The organism is Dyadobacter sp. CY356, from assembly GCF_021440195.1.
Classification (GTDB): Bacteria; Bacteroidota; Bacteroidia; order Cytophagales; family Spirosomataceae; genus Dyadobacter.
On record NZ_JAJTSZ010000009.1, the window covers coordinates 134,943 to 160,847 of the forward strand.

Genomic DNA, 25,905 nt, shown 5'->3' on the forward strand with positions numbered 1-25,905 from the left:
CAACTATTTATATGCTTTCGCCTCTTTAATAATCGATTTATATTCCGCTTTTTCCAGCGCTTTTTTATAATATTCTTTCGCTTTGTTCTTATCCCCGGCCCTGTTTGCAATACGAGCCAAACCGGCGTATGCCATGGCGTAATACTCACGGGTATACTGGTCGTCGTGCGGCGTGCGAAGTGCAGTCAGATATGATCTTTGTGCCGCGCTGTCATTTTTTGTACTCTTTTCAAAGATGATACCCTGAAAAGTGTTGTATGCAATTGGATAAAATCCTTTGTTATTGGCTTTCAGTTTTTCCATTCCTTTCCCCGCCTCATCATAATGGCCTGTTAGAAGTAATGCTTCGGTATTCACCATATTAAAAATATGGTTTTCGGGATACCAGCTGGCCAGTTTCTGTGTGTAAGTCAGCGCCTTTGGAAAGTTCGATTGATGTTCCAGATAAATATGCGAAAGATAAAAACAGGCTTCGGCTCTGGTAATAACGCCCTGGCGTGTGGCAATATCGATTTGTTTCAAACCCAATGCTTTGTCTCCGTTTTTGAAAAAAATCATTAAAGGTTTAACAATACCGTGATCCTCCGGATAATATTCAACATAATAATTATACATGCCGGAAGTGAAATAAAATTCCGGATTTCTTTCTGTCAGTTTCAATCCTGTAATCAGCGCATTGTACGCCTTCTTGGCCTCCCCTGCCGCACTCATTAATTCACCATTATAATTGTACATCATGGCAATGTAACCTCTGGCAACAATGGTATAAAAAACCGCTTCCGGATCCTTACTATCCTTGCCATATTTTTTATTAATCGCTTCAAGACACTGATTTAACTTGCTGACATACTCCTTCGATTTTGTGGGATTATCTTTAATAGGGAGATATTTCCAATACATTACAAAAGAATCCAGAATGTATGAAACAGGATGATTAGGATATTTTTTCTCAACCTGATTTAATATTGCATCGGCTTCGGCATATTCGTAATTGTAGATATGATCAAGACCTTTTTGAACCAGTTTGAGCGTGACAGGATCACTTAGTAATTGCGCCTTTGATGGCTTGGGAGTTAGAAGGAATAAGACAAATAAAAAACAAAACTGCAATGTAAATTTCATGACTATCAAGTATATCGGTATAAATGGTTTGGTGGAATCCCACCTGAGCATTAGCTTTGTTCATAACCACAAAACCTGCGTACGGGTTTCTCCATTTATTTTTATTTTGGAAAGAACTCTGCCGTTAACACTAATTGACCTGATTTTATGATTCGATACGAGCACTTTACGCTGGACAATGGTCTGAAAATATATGTTCATGAAGATTTCTCGACCCCGATGGCGGCGGTCAATATTTTATACAATGTAGGCTCCCGGGACGAAGATGAAGAACGTACAGGATTCGCGCATCTTTTTGAGCATCTGATGTTTGGAGGTTCTAAAAACATTCCAAATTACGATATCCCGGTGCAAACCGTCGGCGGTGAAAATAATGCTTTTACTTCTCCCGACGTTACCAATTATTACATCACTTTACCAGCCGATAATGTTGAAACTGCATTCTGGCTGGAATCTGACCGGATGATGAGTTTGTCCTTCGACCCGAATGTGCTGGAAGTGCAGAGAAAGGTTGTCATTGAGGAATTCAAGCAGCGCTATCTGAACCAGCCTTACGGTGATATGTGGTTAAAATTGCGTCCGCTGGCTTATCAGAAACATCCATACCGCTGGGCAACGATCGGAAAAGATATTGAGCATATTGAGCGCGCTACGATGGAAGATGTTCAGGCGTTTTTCTGGCGTTTTTATCGTCCAAATAATGCCGTTATGGTGGTAGCCGGTGCTGTGAAACTGGAACAAATTAAACAATTGGCTAAAAAATGGTTTGAAGGCATTCCCGCCGGTGCTCCTTATGTCAGGAATCTGGAAAAGGAACCGAAGCAAAATGAAGCGCGCCATCTGGAAACTTCTGCGTCAGTTCCTTTGAATTCTTTAATCAAAGTTTTCCATATGCCGGGTCGGTATGAGGACAATTTTTATGCTTCGGATTTATTGAGTGATATTTTAGGACGAGGAAAGTCTTCCCGCTTGTATAGTGCACTATTGAAGGACAAAAATCTGTTCAACAGTATCAGCGCAAGTACTACTTCTTCTCTTGATCCGGGATTACTTTTGATCAAAGGAAACCTGAATCCGGGTGTAACTTTGGAAGAAGCGGATGAGGCGGTAAAAGAATTACTGCAAGAGATCGTTGCTACGGGCGCGACGGATGAAGAAGTAACAAAAGTGAAAAACCAGACCGAAGCGACTTTGGCGTTTTCAGAAGTAGAACTTTTGAACCGTGCAATGAACCTTGCTTTTGCTGCCAATGCCGGAAATGTGGATTGGGCAAATGAAGATGCCGAAATTATCAGAAACATGAAATCGGAAGATTTGCACGAAGCTGCCAGGAACATTTTGAGACCGGAAAATGGTTCAACACTTTATTACAGAGCAGAAGAAAGTGTTTAGTTTATAAAATATTTCATAACAAAAGAGATTGGGAAAAGACGAATATCTTAACCCAATCTCTTTTCATTTTACTATAAAAATACAATGTCAATACCTGAAATTTATTTACAAACCGCCTGGGGCGATTCCATCGACGACGTAGACATGGAAGACATTCACGATGTGATCGAAGAAACACTTGAAATGGATGACGAAAATGGCCGTTTCTGGGTTGGAATATTTGTTGGCGATAACGAGGTCGTTCTGGAAAGTCGTAAGAATATGACAGTTCTGGGCATCTTCAATGAAAGCGAAGAAGAAGAGATTGAAGCGCAGTTTGACAGCTGGGAAGAGATAGAAGATTTATATAAATTGTTTCTGACCAAAGATTTTGTTCAGGTGGCTTCTATAATGAAGAAGAAGTAATACATTATTTCTCAATAATATTACGGTGCTCTGCACCTTAGAATGATATAGTGACTATTTCCACTTGCTACAAATATGGCGGTGCTCTGCACCTTTCTGTGATAAAGTAACCATTTTCCCTTGCTACAAATATGGCGGTGCTTTGCACCTTACTGTGATAAAAGGGTTATCTCTTTTCTAATTATTCGGTATTCTGCATGTTGATTATAAAGGGTGCAGAGCACCGAAATATTTGTAGCTGTATCAAAATTATGGCAACAGGTAAGGTACAGCGTACCGTAATAGTTTGTATCAACCAGATAAAATAAATTAGTGAAAGTAAACATTCACCTCCGGGTGCATTGTGTAAAATCTAAACTCCTTTCCATCATTCACCATAAATCCACTCGATTTATTTCCTTTCAAAATCGGATTTTTTTCATACTTTTTCCAATGGATCAAATCTTTTGAAACGGCAACATTTGTTGTCCATTCATGCCAGTCTTTGAAAGCTGAGGCGTGATAATAAGCGTAATATAATCCCTTGTATCTGATAATCTGGTTGAAAGCCACTGCAAATTTATCATAGACCTCCGGCCCGGAAGTTAGTACCGGCTCGTCCTGCACGTTCGTCCAGGCTTTCAAATCTTTTGAAGTAGCCAGCCAGACATCCGAATCATTTCTTTCATAGAACAAATACCAGGTATCACCGTCTTTCCAAACCACTGGCGTTCCAAAAGGACCTTTTGATATCGGAATTCCATTTTTTTGTCGAATATCCAATGCGCCTTTCTCTTCCCAATTAATTTTATCTTTTGAAATAAGCAGTCTTGCGATATCATCCTTACTTTCAGCAAACATGTAATAAGTCCCGGCAGATTTCAGCACAAACATATCCTCCACCCAGGTTTTTTTGTGAATCGGATTGTCAGGAAAACGCGTCCATTTTAAACCATCCGGGGATGTTGCCAGCCCGAGATATTTCATTTCTTTCCCCGTTTTTTTGGTATACCCGCAATACCACATGTAATAAGTTTTATCCTCTTTCAAAATAAAACCCCTTTCCCGGATCTGCTCATCCCAGGCCGTGGAGTCTCCTGTTGCTTTGAAAACAGGATTGCCATCGTAAGGTTTAAAATCTACGATTTCAGAAGGAAATTCAGAGGTTTGTATCTTTTTTCTTCTTTCAGATTTATCCCGCACATTCCACCCAACCAGTATAAAACCTGCCAAAACCAGAAAAATGTATCTCTTCATTGTTACAGAGCCTGTTAATTTTACTTTTTTGTTTGATCAGATAAAAAGCATCGTATAATTACGCTTCACCTACTAAATCAGGCTATCAACTTTTCTATTTAGAATTTGCCAAATCATCAACCGTTAAAAAAATAAAAGCAGTTATCCGCCAATGCGAATAACTGCTTTTTATACTGGTATTTAAAAAACGGATTACTCAGGAATAAAAGTCAGATAACTAAAATTCTCAGGGTTGAACATATCCTGCGCAATGGTCTGCAACTGTTCAGAGGTAATCTCCTGAATTTCCGAGAAAATCTCCGGCAGAGAATCCACGCGGCCAGTATCCAGCAAGCTCTTTGCCATCATCAGCATAAAGCTCATATTACTTTCCTCAGACATGGCCAGTTGTCCCATCAGCTGCACTTTTGTCTGGTGCAATTGCAAAGTGGATAGGGGAATTTCCCGGATTCTTTTGAATTCTTTATTAATCAATGAAATACTTCTCGCCAGTTGTTTTTGTTCTGTTCCAAAGAAAACACCAAAAAAACCTGTGTCCAGATAAGGTGTATAATTTGCTTCAATCGAATAAACAAAACCATATTTTTCACGTAGCGACAGGTTGAAACGGGAGTTCATTCCCGGTCCGCCCAACAAATTTACCAGCATGAAGAATGGCAGACGCCTGTCATCCGCAAGTGCATAAGCAGGTTGGCCCATTGCACACTGTGCTTGTGTAATCTGACGCTCTTTCTCCTGAATTATTGGTGAATAACTTTCGGGAGCCTGTCGAACTCTTGTCGTTTTTTTGAAAGGCACATTTCCCAGATATTTCTCAGCCACCTTCACCACTTTTGAAAAAGGCAAACGGCTGACGGAGGAAATTACGATCTGTTCGGTATCCAGATTTTCGTTGATAAACTGAAAAAGCTCTTCTCTTCCGAAGGAATTAACGGTATCCGGCGTGCCCAGGATATTATTTCCCAACGCGTGATCTGCAAAAATCAGCTGATCAAAATCATCCTGAATTGCATCTTCGGGAGAGTCGTTATACATCGACATTTCCTCGATGATCACATTTCTTTCACGCTCAATCTGCTTATCGGGGAAAATGGAATGGAACGCGATATCCGCTAACAAGTCAACTGCCTTGTCAAAATGATCATCCAGAACGGATGCATGGAAACAGATTTTTTCTTTCGTTGTGTAGGCATTCAATTCCCCGCCTACATTTTCAAGACGGTTTATGATATGGTATGAACTGCGTTTTTCAGTCCCTTTGAAAGCCATATGCTCCCAAAAATGAGCCAGTCCCTGCTGATGCGGCTGTTCATCCCGACTTCCAATATCAAGCATAATCCCGACATGCGCAATCTGCGTGTAGGGAACCTGTTTGTGTGCTATACGAATTCCATTAGCTAAGGTGTGTAACTTATATTCTTCTGTTGACGCTAGTGAGGGAGTTTCGGTATTCGCACGTTTATGCATATTATTTCTCTTCATTCCTTATGAACACAAATTACCTGTCAATAATTTTCGGTACTATCTACAAAATTACGGACTTTTGTTTGAAAGAAAGTTTTTTACTGGCTTTCGGCTGTCAGCTACGAGCCAATGGCGATGCAACAATTTGTATATCAATTGGTTATTGAAATCTGTATTGATATTTATTTTCTAAAATTTATAAAATGATTCCAAAGCGAATTCTTGTTATTCAAACCGCATTTATAGGCGACGTAATCCTGGCAACTTCGTTATTGGAAAATTTACATCAGGGCTTCCCGGATGCGCAGATTGATTTTTTGGTTAGAAAAGGAAATGAAAGTCTGTTTGATAATCATCCGTATTTATCCAATGTTTTGATATGGAAAAAGAAAGAAGGCAAGTTCAAAAGTCTCTTTCAACTGTTAAAACAAATCAGAAAAACAGAATATGACTGGGTGATTAACCTGCAAAGATTTGGCAGTACCGGAATTCTGACCGGTTTTTCAAAAGCTGCAAAACGCTCCGGATTCGATAAAAACCCATTCTCCTTTCTCTTCACGGATAAATTTCCGCATCAAATTGAAAACGGTATTCATGAGATAACGCGCAATAATGCTTTAATCAGAAATGAAGTGTCAGGAGCAATTTCCAAACCTAAACTTTATCCGTCCAATGCTGATCTTGATTTTGTAAAACCATATCAATCCAAACCATACATCTGCACTGCGCCGGCTTCTGTCTGGTTTACAAAACAATATACAGAAGAAGGATGGGTTCGCTTGATTAATAAGATTGATGGCCAATACAAGATTTATTTATTAGGCGGACCGGGAGATAATGAATTGGCAGAAAAAATTCAAAGCCAGATTATTTCAAAAGAAAAAGTTCAGAATCTTTGCGGCAAACTCACTTTTCTGCAATCGGCGGCACTGATGAAAAGTTCGGTTATGAACTTTGTTAATGACTCTGCTCCGATGCATATCAGTTCTGCTGTGAACGCTTCGGTTACCGCTGTTTATTGTTCAACCGTTCCGGAATTTGGATTTGGACCATTGTCTGATGATTCTCACATTGTTGAAGTTTTAGAAAAACTCGCCTGTCGCCCTTGCGGACTTCACGGCCATAAAGCCTGTCCGGAAGGTCATTTCAAATGTGCGGTTGATATAAAAACAGAACAGTTTCTTGAAGTGCTGCCTTAGCAGGTTCAAGAAACTGTTTAAATTTTATCATCCCAAAAATCTATTTTTCGCGATACTGCTCAATAATTCTGAATAATGCTTTTTGTTTTTCCAGCTCAGGAAAAAAGTCGAATAACTGCAAATGCGCGTCATAATCAAGCGTCAGCGCAACTTCCAGATTTATCAAAGCTTCACGATAGTCACCGGAGTGGATTTGGTAAACAGCCATCCGATAATACAGATCCGCCTCTTCCGGCATTTCCTCAATTGCCGCCGTCAACAAATCACAAGCTCTTGCATAATTTCCCTGTTCAAAAAGAACAAATGACCATTTCAGCCAGATATCAGGATTGGAAGGTTCAATTTCCGCGGCCTTTTCAAAAGCTTCAAAAGCAGATATTACATTACCAACCCGGAATTCTGTTTCGGCAAGTGCAAGCCAGTAATCAGGATTTAGTTCAGTGATCTGGATTGCCTTTCTTATAAAACCAACAGCCTCATACCAGCGGCCTAATTCGCTAAAACAAATCCCCAGACCATACCAGCCATCATCCCACTGGCTGTCCATTTTTACCGCTTCCCGGTAATATTTGATCGCCGTTTCATATTCCCCCAATTTCTCATAACAGGTTCCCAGACAGCAGCAGGTTTCAGTCTGCTTGCCTTCCAGTTCGATTGCTTTGAGATATTGAATTTTAGCCTGTTCATATTGTTCCAGGCTCATATAAGAGTTTCCTAACTGGAAAAAAGCAGAGGCAAAATCGTCCTTGACCAGCGTGGCATATTCATAAGCGTTCACCGCATCTTCATAGCGTTCAAGTTTACTGAAAGCAATTCCCAGATTATACCAGGCATGATGCGAGAACGGATTATTGTCAACCAGTTCGTGATAATAAGCCAGATGACTTTCAAGCTCACCGATCAGGTCCAGACAGTGCGCCAGTTCATATAAGGCACTTTCATTATTCAGATTATTACGAAGAGAAAGCTTGTAATACTGAATCGCTTCATCATATTTCCCCCAGTTCTGGTAAGTCTGGCCGATCTGGAAATAGACTTCATCCTTATCTTCCAAACGGTTTAAAAGACTCTCCAAAACGGAAATTGCTTCTTCATATTCGCCCATCATATTGGAAATCCCAACCTGCATAAACGAAATTTCTACATCTCCCGGATGGAACAGCGAAGCCCGCTCCAATATTTCCATAGCCAGATCATGTTCACCACGATTGGCATGAATTTGCACTTTATTTAGCAGCAGATCAAGTGAATATGGAAAATCAGCCAACCCAAGCTCACAGGCCTGAAAAGCCTTATCCCAATCACCCTTTTCCAGAAAATACTCCGTCACTTTCTCATATGCATCCAAATCAAAAAACTCCGACTCATTGGTTTTAAGCATACGCTCAAACCGGAGCAATGTTTCTTTCATGTAATCTTTTCTTTCCCCGAAGTTTTTCTCCATCATACGGATTAGTAGGTTAGAGTTGAGGGTTTTTATACCACACAATAATAAAAGTAAGTTAAAAATAAATCCGGTTTATTCAAATCCTGTCGGTCAAACTTTCGCATACCCTTGCGATCGTTTTTTCAATAGGCTGAAACTCAAACCCGATTGCTTTTTTGATTTTCCCGCTGTTGTAACGAAACCTGCGGGCGCTTGATTGCGCGGTTTCTTTTGTAATTAATGGCTTGGTTCCCAACAGCCAGGTTCGTACTGCTTCCACGCGCCATATCACAGAGGCCAGGCCGGAGCCTACTTTGAAGGAAGGCCTTTTCTTGCCCATGGCATCAGCAATATTGAAAAACAGTGATTTATAAGAAATGCTTCCCGCATTTAATAAAAACCGTTCCCCGGAAATCTCTGAAAAAACAAGTTTGTAAACTACTTGCGCAACATCCAGCACATCCACGTAATTGGCTATCCCTTCTGTGTAGAAAGGCTTTTCGTTGTATACATAACGGAAAATCTGCGTGCTGCTTTTTGTCCAGTCGCCCTCACCCAATATTAAAGTAGGATTTACAATCACAGCATTTAATCCTTCCGCAACACCCCGCCAGACTTCCAGCTCAGCCAGGTGTTTTGATTTTGCATATTCCGAATTTTCAGGAGACTCTTCCCAGCGTTGTTCTTCATCAATAATGAGATCTTCGCCGGAAATTATTTTGCGCGAATCAGGACGGCCCAAAGCAGCGATACTGCTTACGTGGCAGAATTTTTTCACTTTATTCTGAAGACAAACATTGACGACATTGGCAGTACCTTCCATGTTGACCTTATACATCATTTTCCGGTCTCGCGGCACAAAAGAGACCACCGCGGCCGTATGTATCACAAAGTCAACATCTTCAATTGCTTTTTCCAGAGAACCGATATCCAGCACATCACCTTCCATCCATTCAATTTCATTTTCTACATCGGCCAAAAGACTTCTGTCTGAACCCTGACGAAAAAGAGCAAGAACGTTATGATTTTCTTTAAGAAATAGCCGTGCAACAGCACTTCCAACTAAACCTGTGGCACCGGTAATAAGGATTTTCATGTATAGAGAACGAACTGTGGAACGTCAAAGTTCGCCAATGAAAAGACTAGTTCATAATCCTGATTTGCGTAATGAAGAAAAATGTTTATCAATTAGTAAAAGCTCGATCCACCAATTTTATAACTAATTAATATTCTGTCTATTACTTCCCAATACTCTTCAAAGCATCAAACCCGGCATAACCTTCCTCCGCAATCCTGATGCCGCGGGGAATATAACTTTGCTGATCCGTGGATGCCCAGGTACCCAAACCATCTACATACCGATTGAACATACAAAAAGAGGCGGCAATCAAAACGGCATCATGGATCTCATTATCCGTAGCACCTTCATTTCTGGCGGCTTCTATTTGATCAGGCGATACATTTTTCCCGCCTTTTTGCACGCTTGCTGCGATCCCAAGCAATGTTTTCATTTTCGCCGAAAGTGGGGCACTATCAAAATCTTTTTTTACCTGATTGATTAAAGTGCCGTCATCTTCCAGATAACATTGCGCTGCTGCTCCATGCACGCTTTGGCAAAACAAACAATCGTTCAAATAAGAAACGTAGGTGGCAATTAACTCACGATCCCCGCGTGTCAGATTATTATCCGTTTCTCTCAGCAAAGCCTCTGCCAGTAAATTGAGCGGACGTGCGGTTTCGGGTCTGAAAGCCATAAGTCCGCGAATGCCGGGAAGCTGATCTTCTTCGGGAATCTTTATATAAGCCATTTTTTAATTAAAAGTGAAGCGTTAGGAAATGTTACAATCAATCTTTTTCATGGCTAATAGATACAAAACTTACTAATATTTTTCCGTATCCGGATGAAAGGTCTGCCAGCTGTGCCAGAATTCCTGGTAAGCATTGACCGGTTTCAGATCAGGACTTTTTTCAGCCCCAATGTTTTTTCCCAATAAATTATAAGCTTTCGTTCCCAGATAAAGCGTATCGTTTTTAAGAATAACACCTTCCGATTCCGACGGTCTTGCAAAGGCAAAAAAGCTTTTATCATCTGAGGCCAGCACAAGCGCAGTCGGCTGGTTTCCAACCTTACTATTGATTATTCTTTCACTTCGCAGACGATTCCAGTCAAATGCTTTGCTTGCGTTTCCGTATTTTATACCCACAACCCAGGATTTGTCTTTCCAGGAAAGTGAATCCGTTTTGGTCAGCGTTGATTTCCCCTTTCCGCTTTCATATTTGCTCATCGAATCATATTTAGCCTGAAATGCAGGATCTGGCTGCATGATCAGTGTATTCGGATGTAATGCAATCCACTCCGATAATAAAGTTTGAGTACTGTTCTTTTCAGGTAATGTTTTTCCTTTCGACGGACCGGTAATTGCTTCTCCATTTGCCTGTCTCCACCAGCTATGCGTCGTTTCATCTTCAAACATCGCATTGAAATGATCCATACCCACCAGACGGAAAAGTTCAGGTTTATCGTCAACCAGCGGCTCGAAAACGCGTCCGGTGCGGCAAACAGTACAATAAGTAACAATAATCGGTTTGCCATTCAGCCTATCCTGAACCTGATGGTGGTAACCGATATATTGAATCGGATATGCTTTTGCTTCGCCGTTTTCCGTAACACCGATTACTAACCTATCTTTTCCAACTTTATTTTCAGAAACGTTTTTTAACAATAATGTTTTAGGTTGATAAAACATGGTATCTGCTGCCATTTCAAAGTTGGCTGCGTAGCTTATCCCGATTGTAATAAGAAGGAATAAGGCCGGAATCCATTTTCTCTTCGATTTAAAAACACTTGCCGCGCCAATGATAATCAGTAATAAAAAGAATATCCGGAAAGGCCACCGCCAGGTATGCAGGAAATAAGCCAGGTCGATGCTGTTCATACGCTGACTTCCAGGCATGGGCATAATGAAGTAGACTTTTGCTATTTCAAATAAAATAAAACCGATAATCCCGAGGTAAAATATTTTTTTCATTTGACTTATTTTGAGATCATTTAGTTGATGTTAATTTAGAGAAACGGACTCGTCAAATGACAAGTCCGTTTGCTTGAATTAATTAACCTATGATATATTTTTAATATTATTAACCGGGTCCCGGCTTAGCCAGGCAGTAATAAATGCGATTAGAAATGGTATTGAAAAAACCAGTAATGCGTTGCCAAAACCTCCCAAAACCGTAACCAGTGCCCCAATAAAAAAGACAGCAGTAGCCGTGAAAAACCGGCCTATATTGAAACAAAACCCCGTTGCCGTGGCTCTGATAATGACAGGAAATAATTCCGGAATATAACTTGACAATGAGCCCTGGCTAATTCCGAAAAACAACGCTAACAGCGCAGTTTCCAAATAGACAATTTTTGAAAAAGTATGATTTGTAATAAATAACAGGCAGCATACCATGATACAGCCGGCAAATGTGATCATCAGGGTTTTTCTGCTCCCCAGATTTTTCACCAGAAAACCTGATAAAACACCTCCGGTAATTCCACCCATACCTAAAAGAACCATCGTCAATCCACGTTCTTTTTGTCCATCCTGACCAACTGCCAGTAATGACTGAACCCACGTTGGGAGCCAGGAGAAAATCCCCCAAAGTCCAATCAATACCGCACCAAAAATGACCGATCCTTTTATTAGATTTGAACGGTTTGTCGCATCAAAAACACTTTCTGTATTATTAAACGGAGCCGACTTTACCATTCGCCACGAATGCGACTCAGGTGCTAAAAACAGAATTAATAACGCGATTGCAACAGGAAGCAACCCAAGTCCGAAAGCTGGCCTCCACGCCGAAAAGACCATATTCAAACTTCCTGTTGCCACAATGCCAATTGGAAAAGAAACAGCCAGAATACCGAGCATAACCGGACGGGTCTTCTTTTCCCAGATTTCAGAAATGTATACGGTTGAAACCAGAAGCACACCTCCAACACCCATTCCGGTCATAAAACGAAGCCCCATTAACGAATACCAGTTTGGCACGATAACGACAAGACAAGTACCAACGCCATATAGCGCGGTACAAAAAGCCAAAGTTTTCACTCTGCCAACGCGGTCGCTTACCAGCCCAAAAAGCAATCCGCCGAACATCCATCCATAAAGAAAAGTGGCGTTGATGAAGGCACCAATTTCTCCCATTTCTGCTTCGGAGATTTCACGGTGCATCAGATCCGGAATTGCAACGGGTAAGTATACTGACATCAGCGTTGATACTGTGCCGCTGAGAATGTAAGTGATCATGCATAGCGAAAACACAAGCCACTTGCGTGCGGCAACGGTTTCAACCAAAAGAGTTTCATTTAGCGTTTCCATTTTGAGCTATAAGATTTTTGGTGTATCGCAAACCGGGATTGATGTATTCAAACCCATATAACTAAGTTTTTTTAACGGGACCAGCGCTAATGTTTTTTCACCCTCCTTAATTTTATACAGTTGATTAGGCTTTACATTTCTAAATATTTCAGGCTGTTTTTCCCCTACCCAGCTAATTGCGATTTCATCAATCAAAGTGGCTTTCCCGATACCAATTTCTCTTCTTAACGGTGATGCTCCGAAACTACCGCCAGAATTCAAATCCCTGTAAACAACTCTGCTTATACCATTTTCCCGGAAACTGATTTTAACTCTGGCCCCTATCGCAGATCGGTTACTTTTGGTCCCTTCCAAGTCGAGTTTTACCCAGTTATTTGAATTTTGACCTGGGTTCATATATAAGGAATTGTTGTATGCATCACCCTTGTAAGCACCGCCCACTTCAATAAAAATATCCTGATCGCCATCATTATCCATATCCGAAAATGCCACGGCATGGCCTTTTTGAAGATTCCCGACTCTCCCCGAAATTGTTACATCGGCAAACCTTTTGCCATCAATATTTTTGTAAAGTTTATTTGGAATAAGTGAAGTATAATCAGGATTTCCTGTGCCTAAATACATATCCAGATATCCGTCATTATCAATATCGCCAAAATTTGAACCCATCGCAAAAACACTGTGATTCAGTCCTGCTTCTTCCGAAACATTTTTGAAAGTGCCGTCATGATTATTGTGGTACAGATACATTTTGCTTGATTTGTTCGGGATATTCAAGACATCCGTCGCCACAGAGTAAGCAAGCGTTCTATCCATTTGATAACCGCAAATGAAGATATCCTGCCAGCCATCGTTGTCATAATCCCAAAACCAGGTAGGAAAAGTAGATGCACCGATATTTCCAACACCAGAGATTTCACTTGCGTCTTCAAACCTTAGTTTGCCATTGACAAGACCTTTATTTTTCAACAACACTTTATAGCCAGACATGGTGGAAATAAAAATATCCTGAAATCCATCATTGTTATAGTCAGCCGCAGCAACGCCTTTTATAAATGCGTTTACATTGCAGCCGGCTTCCAATGCAACATTTGTAAACTTTCCATTTTTATCACTTAGATATAACTCACAACCATGTTGTTCACCTTCCTTTGCCGTTTCATTTCCAATAAATAAATCCAGCCAGCCATCATTATTAAAATCCCGCCAGATACCAGCCTGGCTCGGATGCAGTGAAAATAAACCGCTTTGAATTGTAACATCTGTGAAAGTATCATCCCCATTATTTCTAAATAAGGAGTTGGGTTGTTTACCGAATTCTCCTGCCATCCAAGCACCTCTCAAAACCAGAATATCAATAAACCCGTCATTGTTATAATCTGCCTGAATCATATTCAGGCCGCCCTTAAATCGTTCAAGTCCCGATTTCACAGAAATGTCTGTGAACGTTCCATCCGGATTCCCTTTGAAATAATGCATACTACCGTCCAAACCCCAGTCTGACGTTACGATATCATTGTACCCATCATTATTCAAATCGTCGATCACAACACCTCCTGCTCTGTTACGCTTATTCAGTCCAAGCTGCGGAGCGATATCTTTAAATGGCTTAATACTAACATCTGTCGGATCCTGGTCCATCCCAGGAATGAGCCATTTCGGGGGGACATTTGCCGGATATTCTCCCAATGTCATATAAGCAATATTCAAAAGCCAGCGCGCTTCATAATCCTCCGGATTTTTTTCAAGCATACCAGAATAAACTTGAATAGCCCTGTTTGATCCTGTTTTGATGGTATGAATGCCGGTATTCACAATAGGGATAAGACATGATTCGCTGGTGTGGTTTCTCACACAATTCTGGCGCTCACCCAAACGCATGTTTGCAATACCAAGGCTGCCTTTTAGCATATCTGCATAAGGGGTAAACTGGATATCTGCGAGAGGAGAAATTTTTTCAAGGATATCCACTGCCTTCTGCTCCTCCCCCAGTTTGAGATATGCAATCGCAGATTGATGCTGCATTACAAAACTTTTGTAAACATCCATATTGCTGCTGTTTACAGAAGCATAAAAAGCAAGTTCTGCTTCCGGACAAAATGGATTCAACTTGTTAAAATTATTTGTGTTAATCTCGTTAAGGACAGAAATCATTTTTTCCTCATTTCCCTTTTCGTGTCCACAGGAAAACATGGAGATACAAAAAGCAAGAATAAGGGCCTTTCCGCTATTAATTGTTATGAATACTAAGCCGGATTTTTTCATTTTTTTCATCTGAATAACTGATCAAAATTCAAGCTCACATAATATAATCCACCAACAGACGGAGATCCGAATGCCTGCACTACGTAATGATTTGTCAGATTTGAAGCACCCAATTTCACCGTCGTTTTCAAGGACGGAACCTTATAACTTACCTGTGCATCCAATAAACTGTATGCCGAAATTCTTCCCGGGCGCAATTCAGTAAACGTTCCATACCAGTCAAAGGCATTTTGCCAATGCCATGCTACACTGAATCCAATTTTATCTGTCAGACGTGCGTTGCTTAACGTAAGATTTGTTTTCCATGTCGGCGTGTTAAAAGCAGGAATATTATTGGCATTTGCATCACGTAAATTGAAATCAATCCAGGTCGCATTAGCACTGACTCTGTAATTTTTTGGCAAAGAATAAGTCAGCCCGGTACTTACACCCTGGATCGAAACTTTGTCCGACGCATTGGTATATAACTGAAATGCCTGGGTTTTTCCATTCAAGATTTCAGCCGCAGCATCCGGATTTATTGTTCCATCGGGAAGTAAAACGTTTGCTGTCGGACGAATTACAACCGTATTGATAATGAAATCCGTGTATTCACTGAAATAATAATTGACATCGATCAGCAATTTTTTACCAACAATTCCCTTATATCCAACCTCATAGCTTTTCACCTTTTCTGATTTGATATAAGGCACATTTGACTTCACCAGTTTTTCTTTGTTATTCGCAACGGCTTGTGGAAACGGTGTTCCCTGCTGCACCTGTGCTCCAAAAGCACTGGCAAATGCGCTGACCGAGGAAGCTGTAAATGAGTTTTCATATGCATTCAATCCCGCAGCATTTACCGGAGCACCGCCCAAAATAATGATTGGGCCAACATTCAGTTTTATGAATTGATCGCTGATCGTCGGGTTACGAAATCCTGTCTGGTATGAAGCTCTGAAATGATGATTTTCTCCCGGAGAAAAAACAGCAGAAGCGCGCGGCGTAAAACGTCCGTCAAAATTCTGATTTTTATCATAACGACCAGAAAACGTCAGTTTCAACATATCTTTAAGGAGCGACTTGGAAGCCTGGGCAAACATTCCAAATTCATCATTGGTCAGTTTTTTGTTCAAATCGTCAAACAAAGTACCACCCGTATCCAGATTGTATTTTCTGTAATTCCCGCCAACCTGTAAACTAAAAACATGCAAAAGCGAGCTCAGATCGTACATTCCTTCCACATGACGCAGGCTGCATTTACTCAAAATTCCCGCTCCGCCCAATCCTCTCGTTTTGATCAGCTGTTCCTTATCCGCATCGAATTCCGCAGTTCCGGGAAGAATTCTTCCCTGGTCTGCAAAGGCGCGGGCAGCCGTTGGATCCTTTAAAGTAACGCCGGCAATGGTTCCGTTAAAAGCAGCTGCATAACGCTGAAACCATGTCGCATCTGCTACATTGGGTGCCACTGTATTTCCATTCAGATCTTTTACCCAAAGACGGTTTATAAGCTGTCCAAGTGCGCGTGAGTTATAAGAATTTGTAGAAAGCTCCTGATTGGAGTAAGCGCGGACGTAAAAATTACTGCCTTTTACTTCCAGACGGTGTTGAATAAATTTGAAATCATTGATCACAAAACGGTTGCTGCCTGTATACTGCGCAGTTCCCTGATTGAAATTCCCCTGGTAGATCGCTTCAATTTTGTTTGTGATCCGGTAATGAACTGCACCGTTTAACTTCAGACTATATACGCCATACGTTGCCAGATCTTTTTCTTCATATCCTGTGCGGGATACCCGGCCAATGTTTGGTAAGGTTTGCGCTACTTCATCACCATAAATATTGACTGCATTTCTTCCCGGATTGTTCGGGCCTCTGTTTTCAGCCGGTGTATTTGGATCAATGTCCGTGTAATTATTTGCATACCAATCCGTTCCGGTCAGGTAAGAAGCATTTAGTTTAAAAGCCAGTCTGTTATTAATAGATCTGGCATAACGAATTGCCATATCATACATCGGTTTGGCACCAAGTCCGGTACCGTCATTGATATGATTGACACCCAGTTTTGTCTGAACACTGAGTCCCTGATAATCAAACGGATTTTTTGTGCGTGTATATAACATGCCATTAAAAGCAACCGGCCCGTAAAGCGCAGAAGCTGCGCCTGGAATCAACTCAACACTTTCAACATCAATATCATGGGGACCAAATAAATTCCCCATTGCAAATCCCAAACCGGAAGGCTGATTATCCACACCATCAACCAATTGCAGAAAACGGCTGTTTCCGGTACTGTTGAAACCGCGGGTATTTATTTGTTTGTATGTCAAACTGCTGGTTACCATATCAACCGATTTCATATTGACCAAACCATCATAATAATTTGCTGACGGTGTTTGCTGAACGCCTCTGATGTCCATTTTTTCTATACTTACCGGTGAACGAAGAATATTTTCCTCCACCCGGGATGCTGAAATAACAACCTGATCCAATTGCTCCGAAGCGGTTTTCAGGGAAACTGTAACCGATGAATTGTTATTTACTTTCACTTCCTGTTTTTCATAACCCACCAGAGAAATAACCAGAGAAGACGGTGTTACTATATTAATTTCAAAGTTTCCAGTTGCATTTGTGATTGTTCCGGAAAGATTACCCTTCACAACAACTGAGGCACCTGCCAGAGGCTGTTTTGTTTCAGCATCAAGAATTGTCCCTGCAACTTTGGCAGTCTGGGCATTTGCAATCTGCGAAATCAACAGACTTATTATTACTATAAATTGGTAGAAATTTCTTTTCATATAATTGTTAAGGAGAGTTTTGTTATTTATTTTTTTAAATGATCATAACCCTGGGGAAGCCTGTTGTAACCGTGGTTTACAATTCTTTCACCGAGATATTGATAGAACTCAGGATTGGCCGGCGTCACACTGTCAAGTCCGTCCACGTAGCGGTTGTACAGACAAAATAATCCGGCTATCAGAACTGTATCATGAATCTCTTCATCCGAGGCCCCATTTTCTTTTGCATTTGTTATAGCTTCCGGGGTAACTGCTTTTCCACTGATCTGCACCAGTTTGGCAATTTTTAGCAGCGATTTCATTTTATCACTTACCGGAGCGGAATCAATATCTTGTTTAACCATTTCACAGGTTTCTGACTCACCCAAAAGCAGATCAGCAGCGGCGGTATGTGCCGTTGTACAAAAGACACATTCATTGTTATACGAAACCACAGTTGCGATCAATTCTCTTTCTCCTTGTGTGAGCGTGGAATCTCCTCTTAATAAAATCTGGGTAAGTTCACGGATTGGACCCGCAGTATGCTGACTGTATTCAAGCAAGCCAGTTATGCCTGGCAAATGCGCAGGCAGATCGATGTAAGGCATTTTGTAATGGATTAGATGCTTAGAAAAATAGAAAACTCCGGATATCAATAGCGATTGTAACCGACAAATGCCATACGCTCACCCATTTCACGGTAAGCTTCATTTTCCTTAGGTGCCCAGGTCCCCAATCCGTCCACATAACGATTGAACATACAAAACGCAGCCGCAATTAAAACGGTATCATGGATTTCCTGATCTACCGCGCCGGCTTCACGAGCCGCGGTTATATCTTCTTCCAAAACATGTTTCCCGCCTTTCTGGACTTTCGCTGCAATGTCAAGTAAAGCGCGCAGTTTTTCTGAAACAGGAATGGTTACGAAATCCTGTTTGATATCATCCAGCAAATTTACATCGCAAGACAAATGTGCCATCGCCGCCGCACCGTGTGAGGTATGGCAAAAGTGGCAATTGTTAAGATTTGAAACGTAGGAAGCAATAAGCTCACGCTCGCCACTTGTCAATGAAGAAGGCCCTCTGAGCAAAACATCAGCCAAAGCGCAAAGTGGTTTTGCAGTTTCGGGTTTGAAATTAAAAAGACCTACGATTCCCGGAAGTTCCTCGTTCGGTAGTTGTATATGTGCCATTTGAAATGCGCCATTTTATCAGCCCAGGTTAAAGCTGACCGTTCATTATCGAAACTTGGACAATTGATAATAAACTAATTTTGAAATAGTTATAAGAATTCAGAAAACTATTTGCACAATAAAATGAGCCGGTATAAAACCACATTAACGACAGCAGACTGAATGATTTAATAATCGTTCAAAAGCCGGGTAAAACTCAGAATGTGCAAAAAGTAAGAAAACCTAAACTAAATCAGGTGGCGGGGAAGGAATACTCAGGAGAGCCCTAAGCGGACTTAAATTTTTGTAGGCTGAAGTGTAAATCGACTTTTCTGACCATTCCATTACATAGAAAATATGCTTCCTGTTTGAAGTCATGTATTCTTTTAGGAAACTTTTCAGTACTGTTGAAGGAGATTTTTTTTGCGTATCCGAAGCGGCTCCGGAAACTTCGTTATTAATATGAGAAACAAGGCTCATAAAACGATCACGGGCATTCTGGTCATATTCACAATGAACATACATCGTATCATTAATCAGCTGACGCGATTTCATTTGATAATATTCACCTTCATGCTGAATTTTACCTTCGGCTGGCTCCGGATTATCCCAGGTTGTCTGGTATGGAAGCGAAACCGGCACTTTGATTACAATGTCTTTTGAGAACGCGTGTCTTTCAATGAAATCTTCATTTCCAGCGCTTACGGCATACTTATCTTCCATCAAATAGACTACTGAATAGCCCATCATGTTGTAAAGCAAAAGCCCGAAAAGCAATATGGAAAGTATGCGACCCAAGGTTACAATAATAAAAGTTTTACTTGTAATTGTGCAAATATATGGAAATGAATAGAATTTGCAAGAATAGTGCATCAGGAGAAGTTAATTTTTGAGAATATAACTTCTCCTGACGCACCGGTTATGCTGTCAATCTCCTTCATCTAACTCGAAAACTTCATTTACAGTCTTTTCAAATTGTTGGGCAATTTTCATTCCTAACGCCAACGTTGGCGAATATTTCCCGGCCTCTATGGCGTTAATTGTCTGTCGCGATACCTGAACACGGTCTGCTAAATCTGCCTGGGTAATATTCATAATCGCTCGCTCAATTCTTATTCTGTTTTTCATGACAAACTCCTTTCTTTTCTGGCTTGTAAAGCTGGCCTGATGGTTAATAACCAGTAAAACCGGGCTATAAAAATAAGTAACGGTGTAAACATATTATAAGATAAAACCATCAAAAACGATCCGCCATAGATCAACAGAACACAAACAAAAAGCATTATATAATTTGCATAAATACCCCATTGTAATGCCTCCAAACGTATTTGAGCTATCCTTTCATCTTCAATTTTTTGCCTTGAAAATGCTACAATAAATAATCCTGTGATCATCAGAATACATAACAGCTCATCAGCAATATCATGTGTAATCATGCCATTATAAACCGGTGAATCCAAAAATCCTTTACCACCCGTAAAAGGCCATGGAAAACTTATTTCCAACTTAAAAGGAACAGCTTCACCAATCAGTAAACCCCAAAACATTATCGACAATCCCAGAACAGTGGCAACCCAGCCAAAAATCTGGTAATGGTGCGGCAAAAGATATTTTGTTTTCATACGTAACGGAGGTTTTAAAGTACAGCTAAACAACGCTATAAATGTAAAATATAATTTAATCAATGTAAAACATAATTTACATTTTATCTAACGAAACATACATGGAGGTTTTTCAAAAGTGTCATTTTGCGAATCGCGTTTCCCATAACTTTTAATACATATTGAACAACGACACTAAGTTCCGGTTTTTGTTGTTTTAAAATGTACCCTCCCTGAAACCGATTTCATTAACTTTGCACGATAAACTAAATTATAGTTAAAAATTAATGGCAATTATTGACCCTAAACGCTATACCGTCACGGCGGCATTGATTTATGCTAATGGACCTATTCATATTGGCCACCTGGCCGGATGTTACGTTCCGGCAGATATTTATGTACGTTACCTTCGTTCCAACGGAAAAGACGTTGCATTTATCAGTGGGACGGATGAACACGGAGTACCTATTACAATCCGCGCGAAAAAAGAAGGACTTACTCCTCAGCAAGTTGTAGATAAGTATTACACACAAATCGACGATTCTTTCAAACAGCTTGGAATTTCTTTTGATATTTATTCACGCACCAGCAAGAAAATCCATCACGAAACTTCTCAGGAAATTTTTAAGGATTTGTATGACAAGGGCGTTTTTATTGAAGAAACCACCGAGCAATATTACGACGAAACGGCTCAGCAGTTTTTAGCGGATCGTTATATTGTCGGTACCTGCCCGGTTTGTGCAAACCCTAATGCATATGGCGATCAGTGTGAACGCTGCGGTTCTGCACTTAGCCCGACAGAATTGATTGAGCCGCATTCGATGCTTTCAGGTGCAAAACCTGTGATGCGCCCAACGACCAACTGGTTTTTGCCACTGGATAAATTACAGCCTCAGGTTGAAGATTATGTAAACAGTCATCCGGAATGGAAAACGAATGTTCTGGGACAATGCCAATCCTGGCTGAAAGAAGGCCTGAAACCTCGCGCCATGACGCGCGACCTCGACTGGGGAATTCCGGTTCCGCTTCCTGACACAGACGGGAAAGTGCTTTATGTTTGGTTTGAAGCGCCTATCGGATATATTTCTGCTACCAAAGACTGGCTGATCCAGAAGAACGGTACCGACGAAGGCTGGGAAAAATGGTGGAAAAAGAATAATGAGGACATTGCGGACACCAAGCTTGTTCACTTTATCGGAAAGGATAATATCGTTTTCCATTGTATCATTTTCCCTGCTACGGTTATAGCAGAAGGAAATCTGATACTTGCAGACAATGTGCCGGCTAATGAGTTTATGAATCTTGAAGGTGACAAAATTTCAACTTCAAGAAACTGGGCCGTCTGGCTACATGAATATCTGGAAGAATTGCCAGACAAACAGGATGTTCTGCGTTATGTTTTAACGGCAAGTGCGCCAGAAACGAAGGATAGTGAATTTACCTGGAAAGATTTCCAGACCCGCAACAACAGCGAACTGGTAGGAATATTTGGTAATTTCATAAATCGTGCGGTCGTATTGACACAGAAATTCTGCGATAGTAAAGTACCTGCGGTTGGTGAGTTGACAGAAATTGATCGGATTGTTCTGGCTGAACTTGCCGCTTTTCCTGCGAAAATTGGTGAGGCGATGGAAAATTATCGTTTCCGCGAAGCACTTACTTTTATCATGGATCTTGCGCGTTTGGGAAATAAATATCTTGCTGATACGCAGCCATGGCATGCGATCAAAACAGATCCTGAGCGGGTGAACACGATCATGAATATTGCATTGCAGATTTCTGCTTCGCTGTCAATCGTTTCAGAACCCGTGCTTCCTTTCACAGCAGAAAAGATCCGTACACAATTAGGTGTAAAAAGTAAAAACTGGGCTGATGCCGGAAAATCTGATTTATTAGAAGCCGGTCAGGAAATCAGTGAAGCTGGTCTTCTTTTTGAAAAAATTGAAGATCAGGTTATTGAAAAACAAATCCAGAAACTTCATGACGCAAAACGCGCCAATGAACTGGAAGGAAAAGTGGTGGCAGAAGTAAAACCGGAAATCCAGTTTGATGATTTTGCCAGAATGGATATTCGTGTTGCTACGATCCTGGAAGCAGAAAATGTACCAAAAAGTAAGAAGTTGCTGAAATTAAAAGTTGATATCGGCAGCGAACAGCGCACCGTACTTAGTGGAATTTCTGAACATTTCAAAGCGGATGAAATCATTGGAAAAAAAGTGCTTTATCTGGCCAATCTTGCACCCCGCAAAATGATGGGTATGGAAAGCCATGGTATGATCCTGATGGCCGAAGACAAAGATGGAAGCCTGGCATTTGTTCAGCCGGGTAAAGAAGTCTGGAACGGCGGAACAGTCAATTAATTTCGATATAAAATTGAAAAGGAAAAGCCTGCCGCGATGTTCTGCGGCAGGCTTTATAGTATAGGAGTTATTAGATTTTCAATGTTAAGGGAGTGAAAATCATTCAAATTCTTTTTTCAATTTATCATATAAGGCATTCACACGGTCTACCAATACCTTACATTCAACGTCGCTCATTTGTTCAATGGTATTTGTAACGGCATTAGAAACAACTCTTCCCTCCTCATTTACTTTGGCTCCTGACTTTCTTGTCGACCCCAGAATATTTTCCCATTCTCCTGCCAAATCCTCCGAAAAGTATTTTGGTTCAATAATGTTAAAATAGGCCGCCTGGGATTTAAGCTGTTCTTTTAGTTTTCCGGCGTCAGCAGATGTACGAAGACCTTCCGCCAGCTTCGAAAATTCGATAAAGGCAAAAATATTTGACTTTTTCATAATATATGTTGTGTAAAGGGAGGTATTGAGTAAACAAATATACACAGATCAGACTTTAATTTTTTATCAAATGATATAGGTTTACTATAACTTAACATTAACTATTGGATGAATACCATTATAAAAACAAAAACCCCACAATTTACAATTGTGAGGTTTCTAGGATTGACTAGTCTGGTATTTTACGAGCCTACCAACGTTCGATTTCAACTTTTCTGCGGAAGTCATCTTGTTGGTGATTAAATGGAAGAAACAATACCAACTGACGTTTTTCACTGTCATATCTGGCTGTGATATTATCAGCATCCACTCCATCCGGAATCGCTAATGTGCTGATAAACCGAACTGTTTTCCACTGTTCTTCACTTTCTCTTTCCTGATGAAAAATTGGCAAGAGGTGATATAATCTCATTTTATCTTTTACAATTTCCAATTGAAGGTCTTCTGATTCTATACCGGGAGCCTTCACTGTAACTTCGTAACCATCTGTACCTTTTTCAAGATGTATGACCGGCTCGCTCAATCCTCCGTTAATGGTATTGGTAAAATCAATATGCATCAACATTTCTTTTGGTATTTTTATCTTGCTTTCCATGTTGTTTTCGCGTTTTGTATTCACAGATAATTGTTAGTAAAAAAGAATGTACCAGTAATTCCTTTTTTCTTAGAGCAGGTTTTGGTTAAAAGGTTTAATGCAGATAAACAATTTCTAATCAGCCATTTAACCAATAAATCTAAATGAATAAATATTTGAATAAATTAATGAATTATCTTAAACTGACATATTAACAGACTAATATTACAAAAATGTCATTATGTCGTTTAAATTGTCAATCTAATTATATCCAAATATTACCTACCCGGCAGCATCAAAATCAATTGATGAACCAAATTTTATACCCGACATACGACACAAGTCATCTTAACGATCATTATGACCTAAATTACGTTCCGGAGCAATCTGGTCACGAACACGTTGTTTCATTTCCTTAGGTTCCGGAAAATGTCCTTCCCGTTTTCTGTCCCACAAAAGATTTTCATCCAGCGTAATCGTGTAACGTCCCGCCACTTCCGAAGGAATTAAAGTAACTCCATGCAAGTCGTCCGGGAAAGTTGTCAGCAGTTCCTGCGCCATCCATGCAGCACGTAAAAGCCAGCCACATTTTGGGCAGTATTCTATGATTATAGTAGGTTTCATTTTAAGTTATTTTTTGATAAAGTTAGATAAACGTTCTTTATCAAATAAACCTTCATTGCTTACAAGCTATAAGTCATTTATAAATAATGCCTTTGTGTTGGAAGCAACAGCTATGCGGGTTGTTTTAGTAGTGATATCAAAAGACTGTTTAAACCGCTTTTCTCCATCGAATAACTCGAAGGTATATTGCCCGTCGATAAACGATGACAAGTCAAACAGCTTTTGATATTTTTTATAAACCAACACCTGCTCTGTGAATATAACATTGTTGTTACCATCTGAAATCCGGACTGAAACTCTATCAGTATCCGGCCAGCTGTATGAAATTTTAAACTTCATAGGCCTTACTTGCATGACATAGAAGTCTGAATAAAAAGCAATGTCACTTTTCAGGATTGTGTCCTGCGACCGGGCTTCGGAAAGAGCTGAAAAGATCAGAATCAGACAACTCAACTTGCGTAGGAAGTAGAAATCATATTTCATAGAAATACAGGTTTATTTATATTAAACAACTTTCACTCCTTAATTAAAATATAAAAAACAATAAGTTTTATTTCTTACATAAAACTATAAAGTATTGATTAACAAATCAATACGAAAACATCATGCTTGTTGATATTGTTCTTAAAACAAACCTTAAACTAGAAATAGTACAGCAATTATTGTTGTAATAATGAAGATTGTTCTGATAGTACCATTATTAAAACACCGTAGGAATGATTGTGATCCAATTGCTTTCCAGACCTTAAAATAAAGTATCAAAAAGCCGTCACAGATATCTGCGACGGCGTTGTAAATGTTCCTAACCTGTTGACCTTTCTATAATGTGCTGCGTAGAGAATAACGATTACAAATATAGAGACAACAAGATTTGCATTTAAGCGTGAAAACACGTGATTTTAAGGTCAGGTAACTGGCATTTCTACAAATCGTAATTACCCCTGATCTGGCAGGTATTATTACGTGTTTTACTTTTTGAATTATCAATAACCTACTTTAAGACAGATAGTTACAAAATCAGTAATTATTGACAAACAGATGCACTTTGACATTCGTAATTGTTAGAGGTAATTTTACATTGACTATTTAACTCTCTTCTTAAAAATAAAATCATGACAAAATTTAATGGCAACGAAGGCCGGCTGATTTCTTCATTGGAAGTGCAGGAATTGAAACGCCCCCATCATGCATTAGAAAATAGCATTAAAGCAAGAGGTGAAAACTTTATCCAGGCCGAATTTTTTGGATTGAATACTTTTAAGAAACTTATAGACCCTCTCGGTAAAGATTGTGTTGGTTTTCGTGTGTATTACGGTGCACAACATGAAGATCATGATGGTGACGAAGTGATTATCGGAAAGGGAAAACATACATCACGGCTAATCATTGTTCCGGTTGATGTCAATGGAAAAGACATTTCCAAAGGTACTGGCCTGAAAGATATGCCGGCAAGTGACGATGCAATGGCCGGTGGGCCAACATGCCCTTCTCATTGTAACTAATCGCTA

The 25,905-nt window shown here is 40.2% G+C and carries 24 protein-coding genes; 5 read left to right on the top strand and 19 right to left on the bottom strand.

The window, feature by feature from the left end; translation table 11 throughout:
• Positions 1–3: 3 nt before the first annotated feature.
• A complete protein-coding gene (locus LXL81_RS24435; RefSeq protein WP_234649810.1) occupies positions 4–1,122 on the bottom strand; it encodes a lipopolysaccharide assembly protein LapB in 1,119 nt (372 codons plus the stop codon).
• 147 nt (positions 1,123–1,269) lie between these two features.
• Here LXL81_RS24435 and LXL81_RS24440 point away from each other — a divergent pair, with 147 nt between their 5' ends.
• Positions 1,270–2,514, top strand: a complete 1,245-nt coding sequence (locus LXL81_RS24440) for a pitrilysin family protein (RefSeq protein ID WP_234649811.1) — start codon at positions 1,270–1,272, stop codon at positions 2,512–2,514.
• Positions 2,515–2,598: 84 nt separating this feature from the next.
• The gene (locus LXL81_RS24445) at positions 2,599–2,919 is read left to right on the top strand and encodes a hypothetical protein (protein ID WP_234649814.1); all 321 of its coding nucleotides are present in this window, start codon (positions 2,599–2,601) and stop codon (positions 2,917–2,919) included.
• A 309-nt stretch (positions 2,920–3,228) separates the two neighbouring features.
• Here the strand turns inward: LXL81_RS24445 and LXL81_RS24450 are convergent, their stop codons facing one another.
• Both LXL81_RS24450 and LXL81_RS24455 read right to left on the bottom strand, forming a co-directional pair.
• Complete coding sequence (locus LXL81_RS24450) at positions 3,229–4,155, bottom strand: glycosylase (RefSeq protein ID WP_234649816.1); 927 nt, start codon at positions 4,153–4,155, stop codon at positions 3,229–3,231.
• A 192-nt stretch (positions 4,156–4,347) separates the two neighbouring features.
• A complete protein-coding gene (locus tag LXL81_RS24455) occupies positions 4,348–5,637 on the bottom strand; it encodes a pitrilysin family protein (protein WP_234649818.1) in 1,290 nt (429 codons plus the stop codon).
• Between the two features lie 185 nt (positions 5,638–5,822).
• On the opposite strand from LXL81_RS24455, the gene LXL81_RS24460 reads away from it, so the two are divergent.
• The gene (locus LXL81_RS24460) at positions 5,823–6,818 is read left to right on the top strand and encodes a glycosyltransferase family 9 protein (RefSeq protein WP_234649820.1); all 996 of its coding nucleotides are present in this window, start codon (positions 5,823–5,825) and stop codon (positions 6,816–6,818) included.
• A 40-nt stretch (positions 6,819–6,858) separates the two neighbouring features.
• Here LXL81_RS24460 and LXL81_RS24465 read toward each other — a convergent pair whose 3' ends face one another.
• The 12 genes from LXL81_RS24465 to LXL81_RS24520 all read right to left on the bottom strand — a co-directional run bounded on the left by LXL81_RS24465 (position 6,859) and on the right by LXL81_RS24520 (position 20,425).
• Positions 6,859–8,265 carry a lipopolysaccharide assembly protein LapB gene (locus tag LXL81_RS24465; RefSeq protein WP_234649821.1) on the bottom strand — a complete coding sequence of 469 codons (1,407 nt, stop codon included), beginning with the start codon at positions 8,263–8,265 and terminating at the stop codon, positions 6,859–6,861.
• A 76-nt stretch (positions 8,266–8,341) separates the two neighbouring features.
• Positions 8,342–9,340, bottom strand: coding sequence for an NAD-dependent epimerase/dehydratase family protein (locus tag LXL81_RS24470; RefSeq protein WP_234649823.1), 999 nt, complete (start codon positions 9,338–9,340; stop codon positions 8,342–8,344).
• A gap of 142 nt (positions 9,341–9,482) precedes the next feature.
• The gene (locus LXL81_RS24475; protein ID WP_234649825.1) at positions 9,483–10,052 is read right to left on the bottom strand and encodes a carboxymuconolactone decarboxylase family protein; all 570 of its coding nucleotides are present in this window, start codon (positions 10,050–10,052) and stop codon (positions 9,483–9,485) included.
• 72 nt (positions 10,053–10,124) lie between these two features.
• Complete coding sequence (locus tag LXL81_RS24480) at positions 10,125–11,273, bottom strand: DUF3179 domain-containing (seleno)protein (RefSeq protein ID WP_234649827.1); 1,149 nt, start codon at positions 11,271–11,273, stop codon at positions 10,125–10,127.
• Between the two features lie 87 nt (positions 11,274–11,360).
• Positions 11,361–12,611, bottom strand: a complete 1,251-nt coding sequence (locus LXL81_RS24485; RefSeq protein WP_234649828.1) for an MFS transporter — start codon at positions 12,609–12,611, stop codon at positions 11,361–11,363.
• Positions 12,612–12,617: 6 nt separating this feature from the next.
• Positions 12,618–14,876, bottom strand: coding sequence for a CRTAC1 family protein (locus tag LXL81_RS24490; protein ID WP_234649831.1), 2,259 nt, complete (start codon positions 14,874–14,876; stop codon positions 12,618–12,620).
• Between the two features lie 5 nt (positions 14,877–14,881).
• A complete protein-coding gene (locus LXL81_RS24495) occupies positions 14,882–17,653 on the bottom strand; it encodes a TonB-dependent receptor domain-containing protein (protein ID WP_234649833.1) in 2,772 nt (923 codons plus the stop codon).
• Positions 17,654–17,679: 26 nt separating this feature from the next.
• A complete protein-coding gene (locus LXL81_RS24500) occupies positions 17,680–18,240 on the bottom strand; it encodes a carboxymuconolactone decarboxylase family protein (RefSeq protein ID WP_234649835.1) in 561 nt (186 codons plus the stop codon).
• 44 nt (positions 18,241–18,284) lie between these two features.
• Positions 18,285–18,824, bottom strand: a complete 540-nt coding sequence (locus LXL81_RS24505; RefSeq protein WP_234649836.1) for a carboxymuconolactone decarboxylase family protein — start codon at positions 18,822–18,824, stop codon at positions 18,285–18,287.
• A 222-nt stretch (positions 18,825–19,046) separates the two neighbouring features.
• Complete coding sequence (locus LXL81_RS24510; protein ID WP_234649838.1) at positions 19,047–19,601, bottom strand: hypothetical protein; 555 nt, start codon at positions 19,599–19,601, stop codon at positions 19,047–19,049.
• A 129-nt stretch (positions 19,602–19,730) separates the two neighbouring features.
• Positions 19,731–19,931 carry a helix-turn-helix transcriptional regulator gene (locus LXL81_RS24515; RefSeq protein WP_234649840.1) on the bottom strand — a complete coding sequence of 67 codons (201 nt, stop codon included), beginning with the start codon at positions 19,929–19,931 and terminating at the stop codon, positions 19,731–19,733.
• Positions 19,928–20,425 carry a hypothetical protein gene (locus tag LXL81_RS24520; RefSeq protein ID WP_234649841.1) on the bottom strand — a complete coding sequence of 166 codons (498 nt, stop codon included), beginning with the start codon at positions 20,423–20,425 and terminating at the stop codon, positions 19,928–19,930. Before LXL81_RS24520 ends, LXL81_RS24515 begins: the two co-directional genes overlap by 4 nt.
• 266 nt (positions 20,426–20,691) lie before the next feature.
• On the opposite strand from LXL81_RS24520, the gene metG reads away from it, so the two are divergent.
• Positions 20,692–22,764 (top strand): methionine--tRNA ligase, encoded by a 2,073-nt coding sequence (gene metG / locus LXL81_RS24525; RefSeq protein ID WP_234649842.1) that lies wholly within the window; start codon positions 20,692–20,694, stop codon positions 22,762–22,764.
• A 99-nt stretch (positions 22,765–22,863) separates the two neighbouring features.
• On the opposite strand, the gene LXL81_RS24530 is transcribed toward metG, so the two are convergent.
• The 4 genes from LXL81_RS24530 to LXL81_RS24545 all read right to left on the bottom strand — a co-directional run bounded on the left by LXL81_RS24530 (position 22,864) and on the right by LXL81_RS24545 (position 24,880).
• A complete protein-coding gene (locus LXL81_RS24530; RefSeq protein ID WP_234649844.1) occupies positions 22,864–23,199 on the bottom strand; it encodes a hypothetical protein in 336 nt (111 codons plus the stop codon).
• A gap of 190 nt (positions 23,200–23,389) precedes the next feature.
• Positions 23,390–23,794: an Hsp20/alpha crystallin family protein gene (locus LXL81_RS24535; protein WP_234649847.1), complete on the bottom strand. Its 405-nt coding sequence runs from the start codon at positions 23,792–23,794 to the stop codon at positions 23,390–23,392.
• A 327-nt stretch (positions 23,795–24,121) separates the two neighbouring features.
• Positions 24,122–24,397, bottom strand: coding sequence for a SelT/SelW/SelH family protein (locus tag LXL81_RS24540; RefSeq protein ID WP_234649849.1), 276 nt, complete (start codon positions 24,395–24,397; stop codon positions 24,122–24,124).
• Between the two features lie 66 nt (positions 24,398–24,463).
• Positions 24,464–24,880 (bottom strand): hypothetical protein, encoded by a 417-nt coding sequence (locus LXL81_RS24545; RefSeq protein ID WP_234649851.1) that lies wholly within the window; start codon positions 24,878–24,880, stop codon positions 24,464–24,466.
• 629 nt (positions 24,881–25,509) lie between these two features.
• Here LXL81_RS24545 and LXL81_RS24550 point away from each other — a divergent pair.
• Complete coding sequence (locus LXL81_RS24550) at positions 25,510–25,899, top strand: hypothetical protein (RefSeq protein ID WP_234649853.1); 390 nt, start codon at positions 25,510–25,512, stop codon at positions 25,897–25,899.
• Positions 25,900–25,905 lie beyond the last annotated feature (6 nt).

Coding starts and splice junctions, on each gene's coding strand:
- LXL81_RS24465 (WP_234649821.1), bottom strand. CDS start 8,265: ATGATGGAGAAAAACTTCGGGGAAAGAAAAGATTACATGAAAGAAACA.
- LXL81_RS24550 (WP_234649853.1), top strand. CDS start 25,510: ATGACAAAATTTAATGGCAACGAAGGCCGGCTGATTTCTTCATTGGAA.
- LXL81_RS24530 (WP_234649844.1), bottom strand. CDS start 23,199: ATGAAAAAGTCAAATATTTTTGCCTTTATCGAATTTTCGAAGCTGGCG.
- LXL81_RS24515 (WP_234649840.1), bottom strand. CDS start 19,931: ATGAAAAACAGAATAAGAATTGAGCGAGCGATTATGAATATTACCCAG.
- LXL81_RS24435 (WP_234649810.1), bottom strand. CDS start 1,122: ATGAAATTTACATTGCAGTTTTGTTTTTTATTTGTCTTATTCCTTCTA.
- LXL81_RS24535 (WP_234649847.1), bottom strand. CDS start 23,794: ATGGAAAGCAAGATAAAAATACCAAAAGAAATGTTGATGCATATTGAT.
- LXL81_RS24500 (WP_234649835.1), bottom strand. CDS start 18,240: ATGCCTTACATCGATCTGCCTGCGCATTTGCCAGGCATAACTGGCTTG.
- LXL81_RS24440 (WP_234649811.1), top strand. CDS start 1,270: ATGATTCGATACGAGCACTTTACGCTGGACAATGGTCTGAAAATATAT.
- LXL81_RS24450 (WP_234649816.1), bottom strand. CDS start 4,155: ATGAAGAGATACATTTTTCTGGTTTTGGCAGGTTTTATACTGGTTGGG.
- LXL81_RS24495 (WP_234649833.1), bottom strand. CDS start 17,653: ATGAAAAGAAATTTCTACCAATTTATAGTAATAATAAGTCTGTTGATT.
- metG (WP_234649842.1), top strand. CDS start 20,692: ATGGCAATTATTGACCCTAAACGCTATACCGTCACGGCGGCATTGATT.
- LXL81_RS24475 (WP_234649825.1), bottom strand. CDS start 10,052: ATGGCTTATATAAAGATTCCCGAAGAAGATCAGCTTCCCGGCATTCGC.
- LXL81_RS24470 (WP_234649823.1), bottom strand. CDS start 9,340: ATGAAAATCCTTATTACCGGTGCCACAGGTTTAGTTGGAAGTGCTGTT.
- LXL81_RS24480 (WP_234649827.1), bottom strand. CDS start 11,273: ATGAAAAAAATATTTTACCTCGGGATTATCGGTTTTATTTTATTTGAA.
- LXL81_RS24445 (WP_234649814.1), top strand. CDS start 2,599: ATGTCAATACCTGAAATTTATTTACAAACCGCCTGGGGCGATTCCATC.
- LXL81_RS24520 (WP_234649841.1), bottom strand. CDS start 20,425: ATGAAAACAAAATATCTTTTGCCGCACCATTACCAGATTTTTGGCTGG.
- LXL81_RS24545 (WP_234649851.1), bottom strand. CDS start 24,880: ATGAAATATGATTTCTACTTCCTACGCAAGTTGAGTTGTCTGATTCTG.
- LXL81_RS24455 (WP_234649818.1), bottom strand. CDS start 5,637: ATGAAGAGAAATAATATGCATAAACGTGCGAATACCGAAACTCCCTCA.
- LXL81_RS24505 (WP_234649836.1), bottom strand. CDS start 18,824: ATGGCACATATACAACTACCGAACGAGGAACTTCCGGGAATCGTAGGT.
- LXL81_RS24460 (WP_234649820.1), top strand. CDS start 5,823: ATGATTCCAAAGCGAATTCTTGTTATTCAAACCGCATTTATAGGCGAC.
- LXL81_RS24490 (WP_234649831.1), bottom strand. CDS start 14,876: ATGAAAAAATCCGGCTTAGTATTCATAACAATTAATAGCGGAAAGGCC.
- LXL81_RS24485 (WP_234649828.1), bottom strand. CDS start 12,611: ATGGAAACGCTAAATGAAACTCTTTTGGTTGAAACCGTTGCCGCACGC.
- LXL81_RS24540 (WP_234649849.1), bottom strand. CDS start 24,397: ATGAAACCTACTATAATCATAGAATACTGCCCAAAATGTGGCTGGCTT.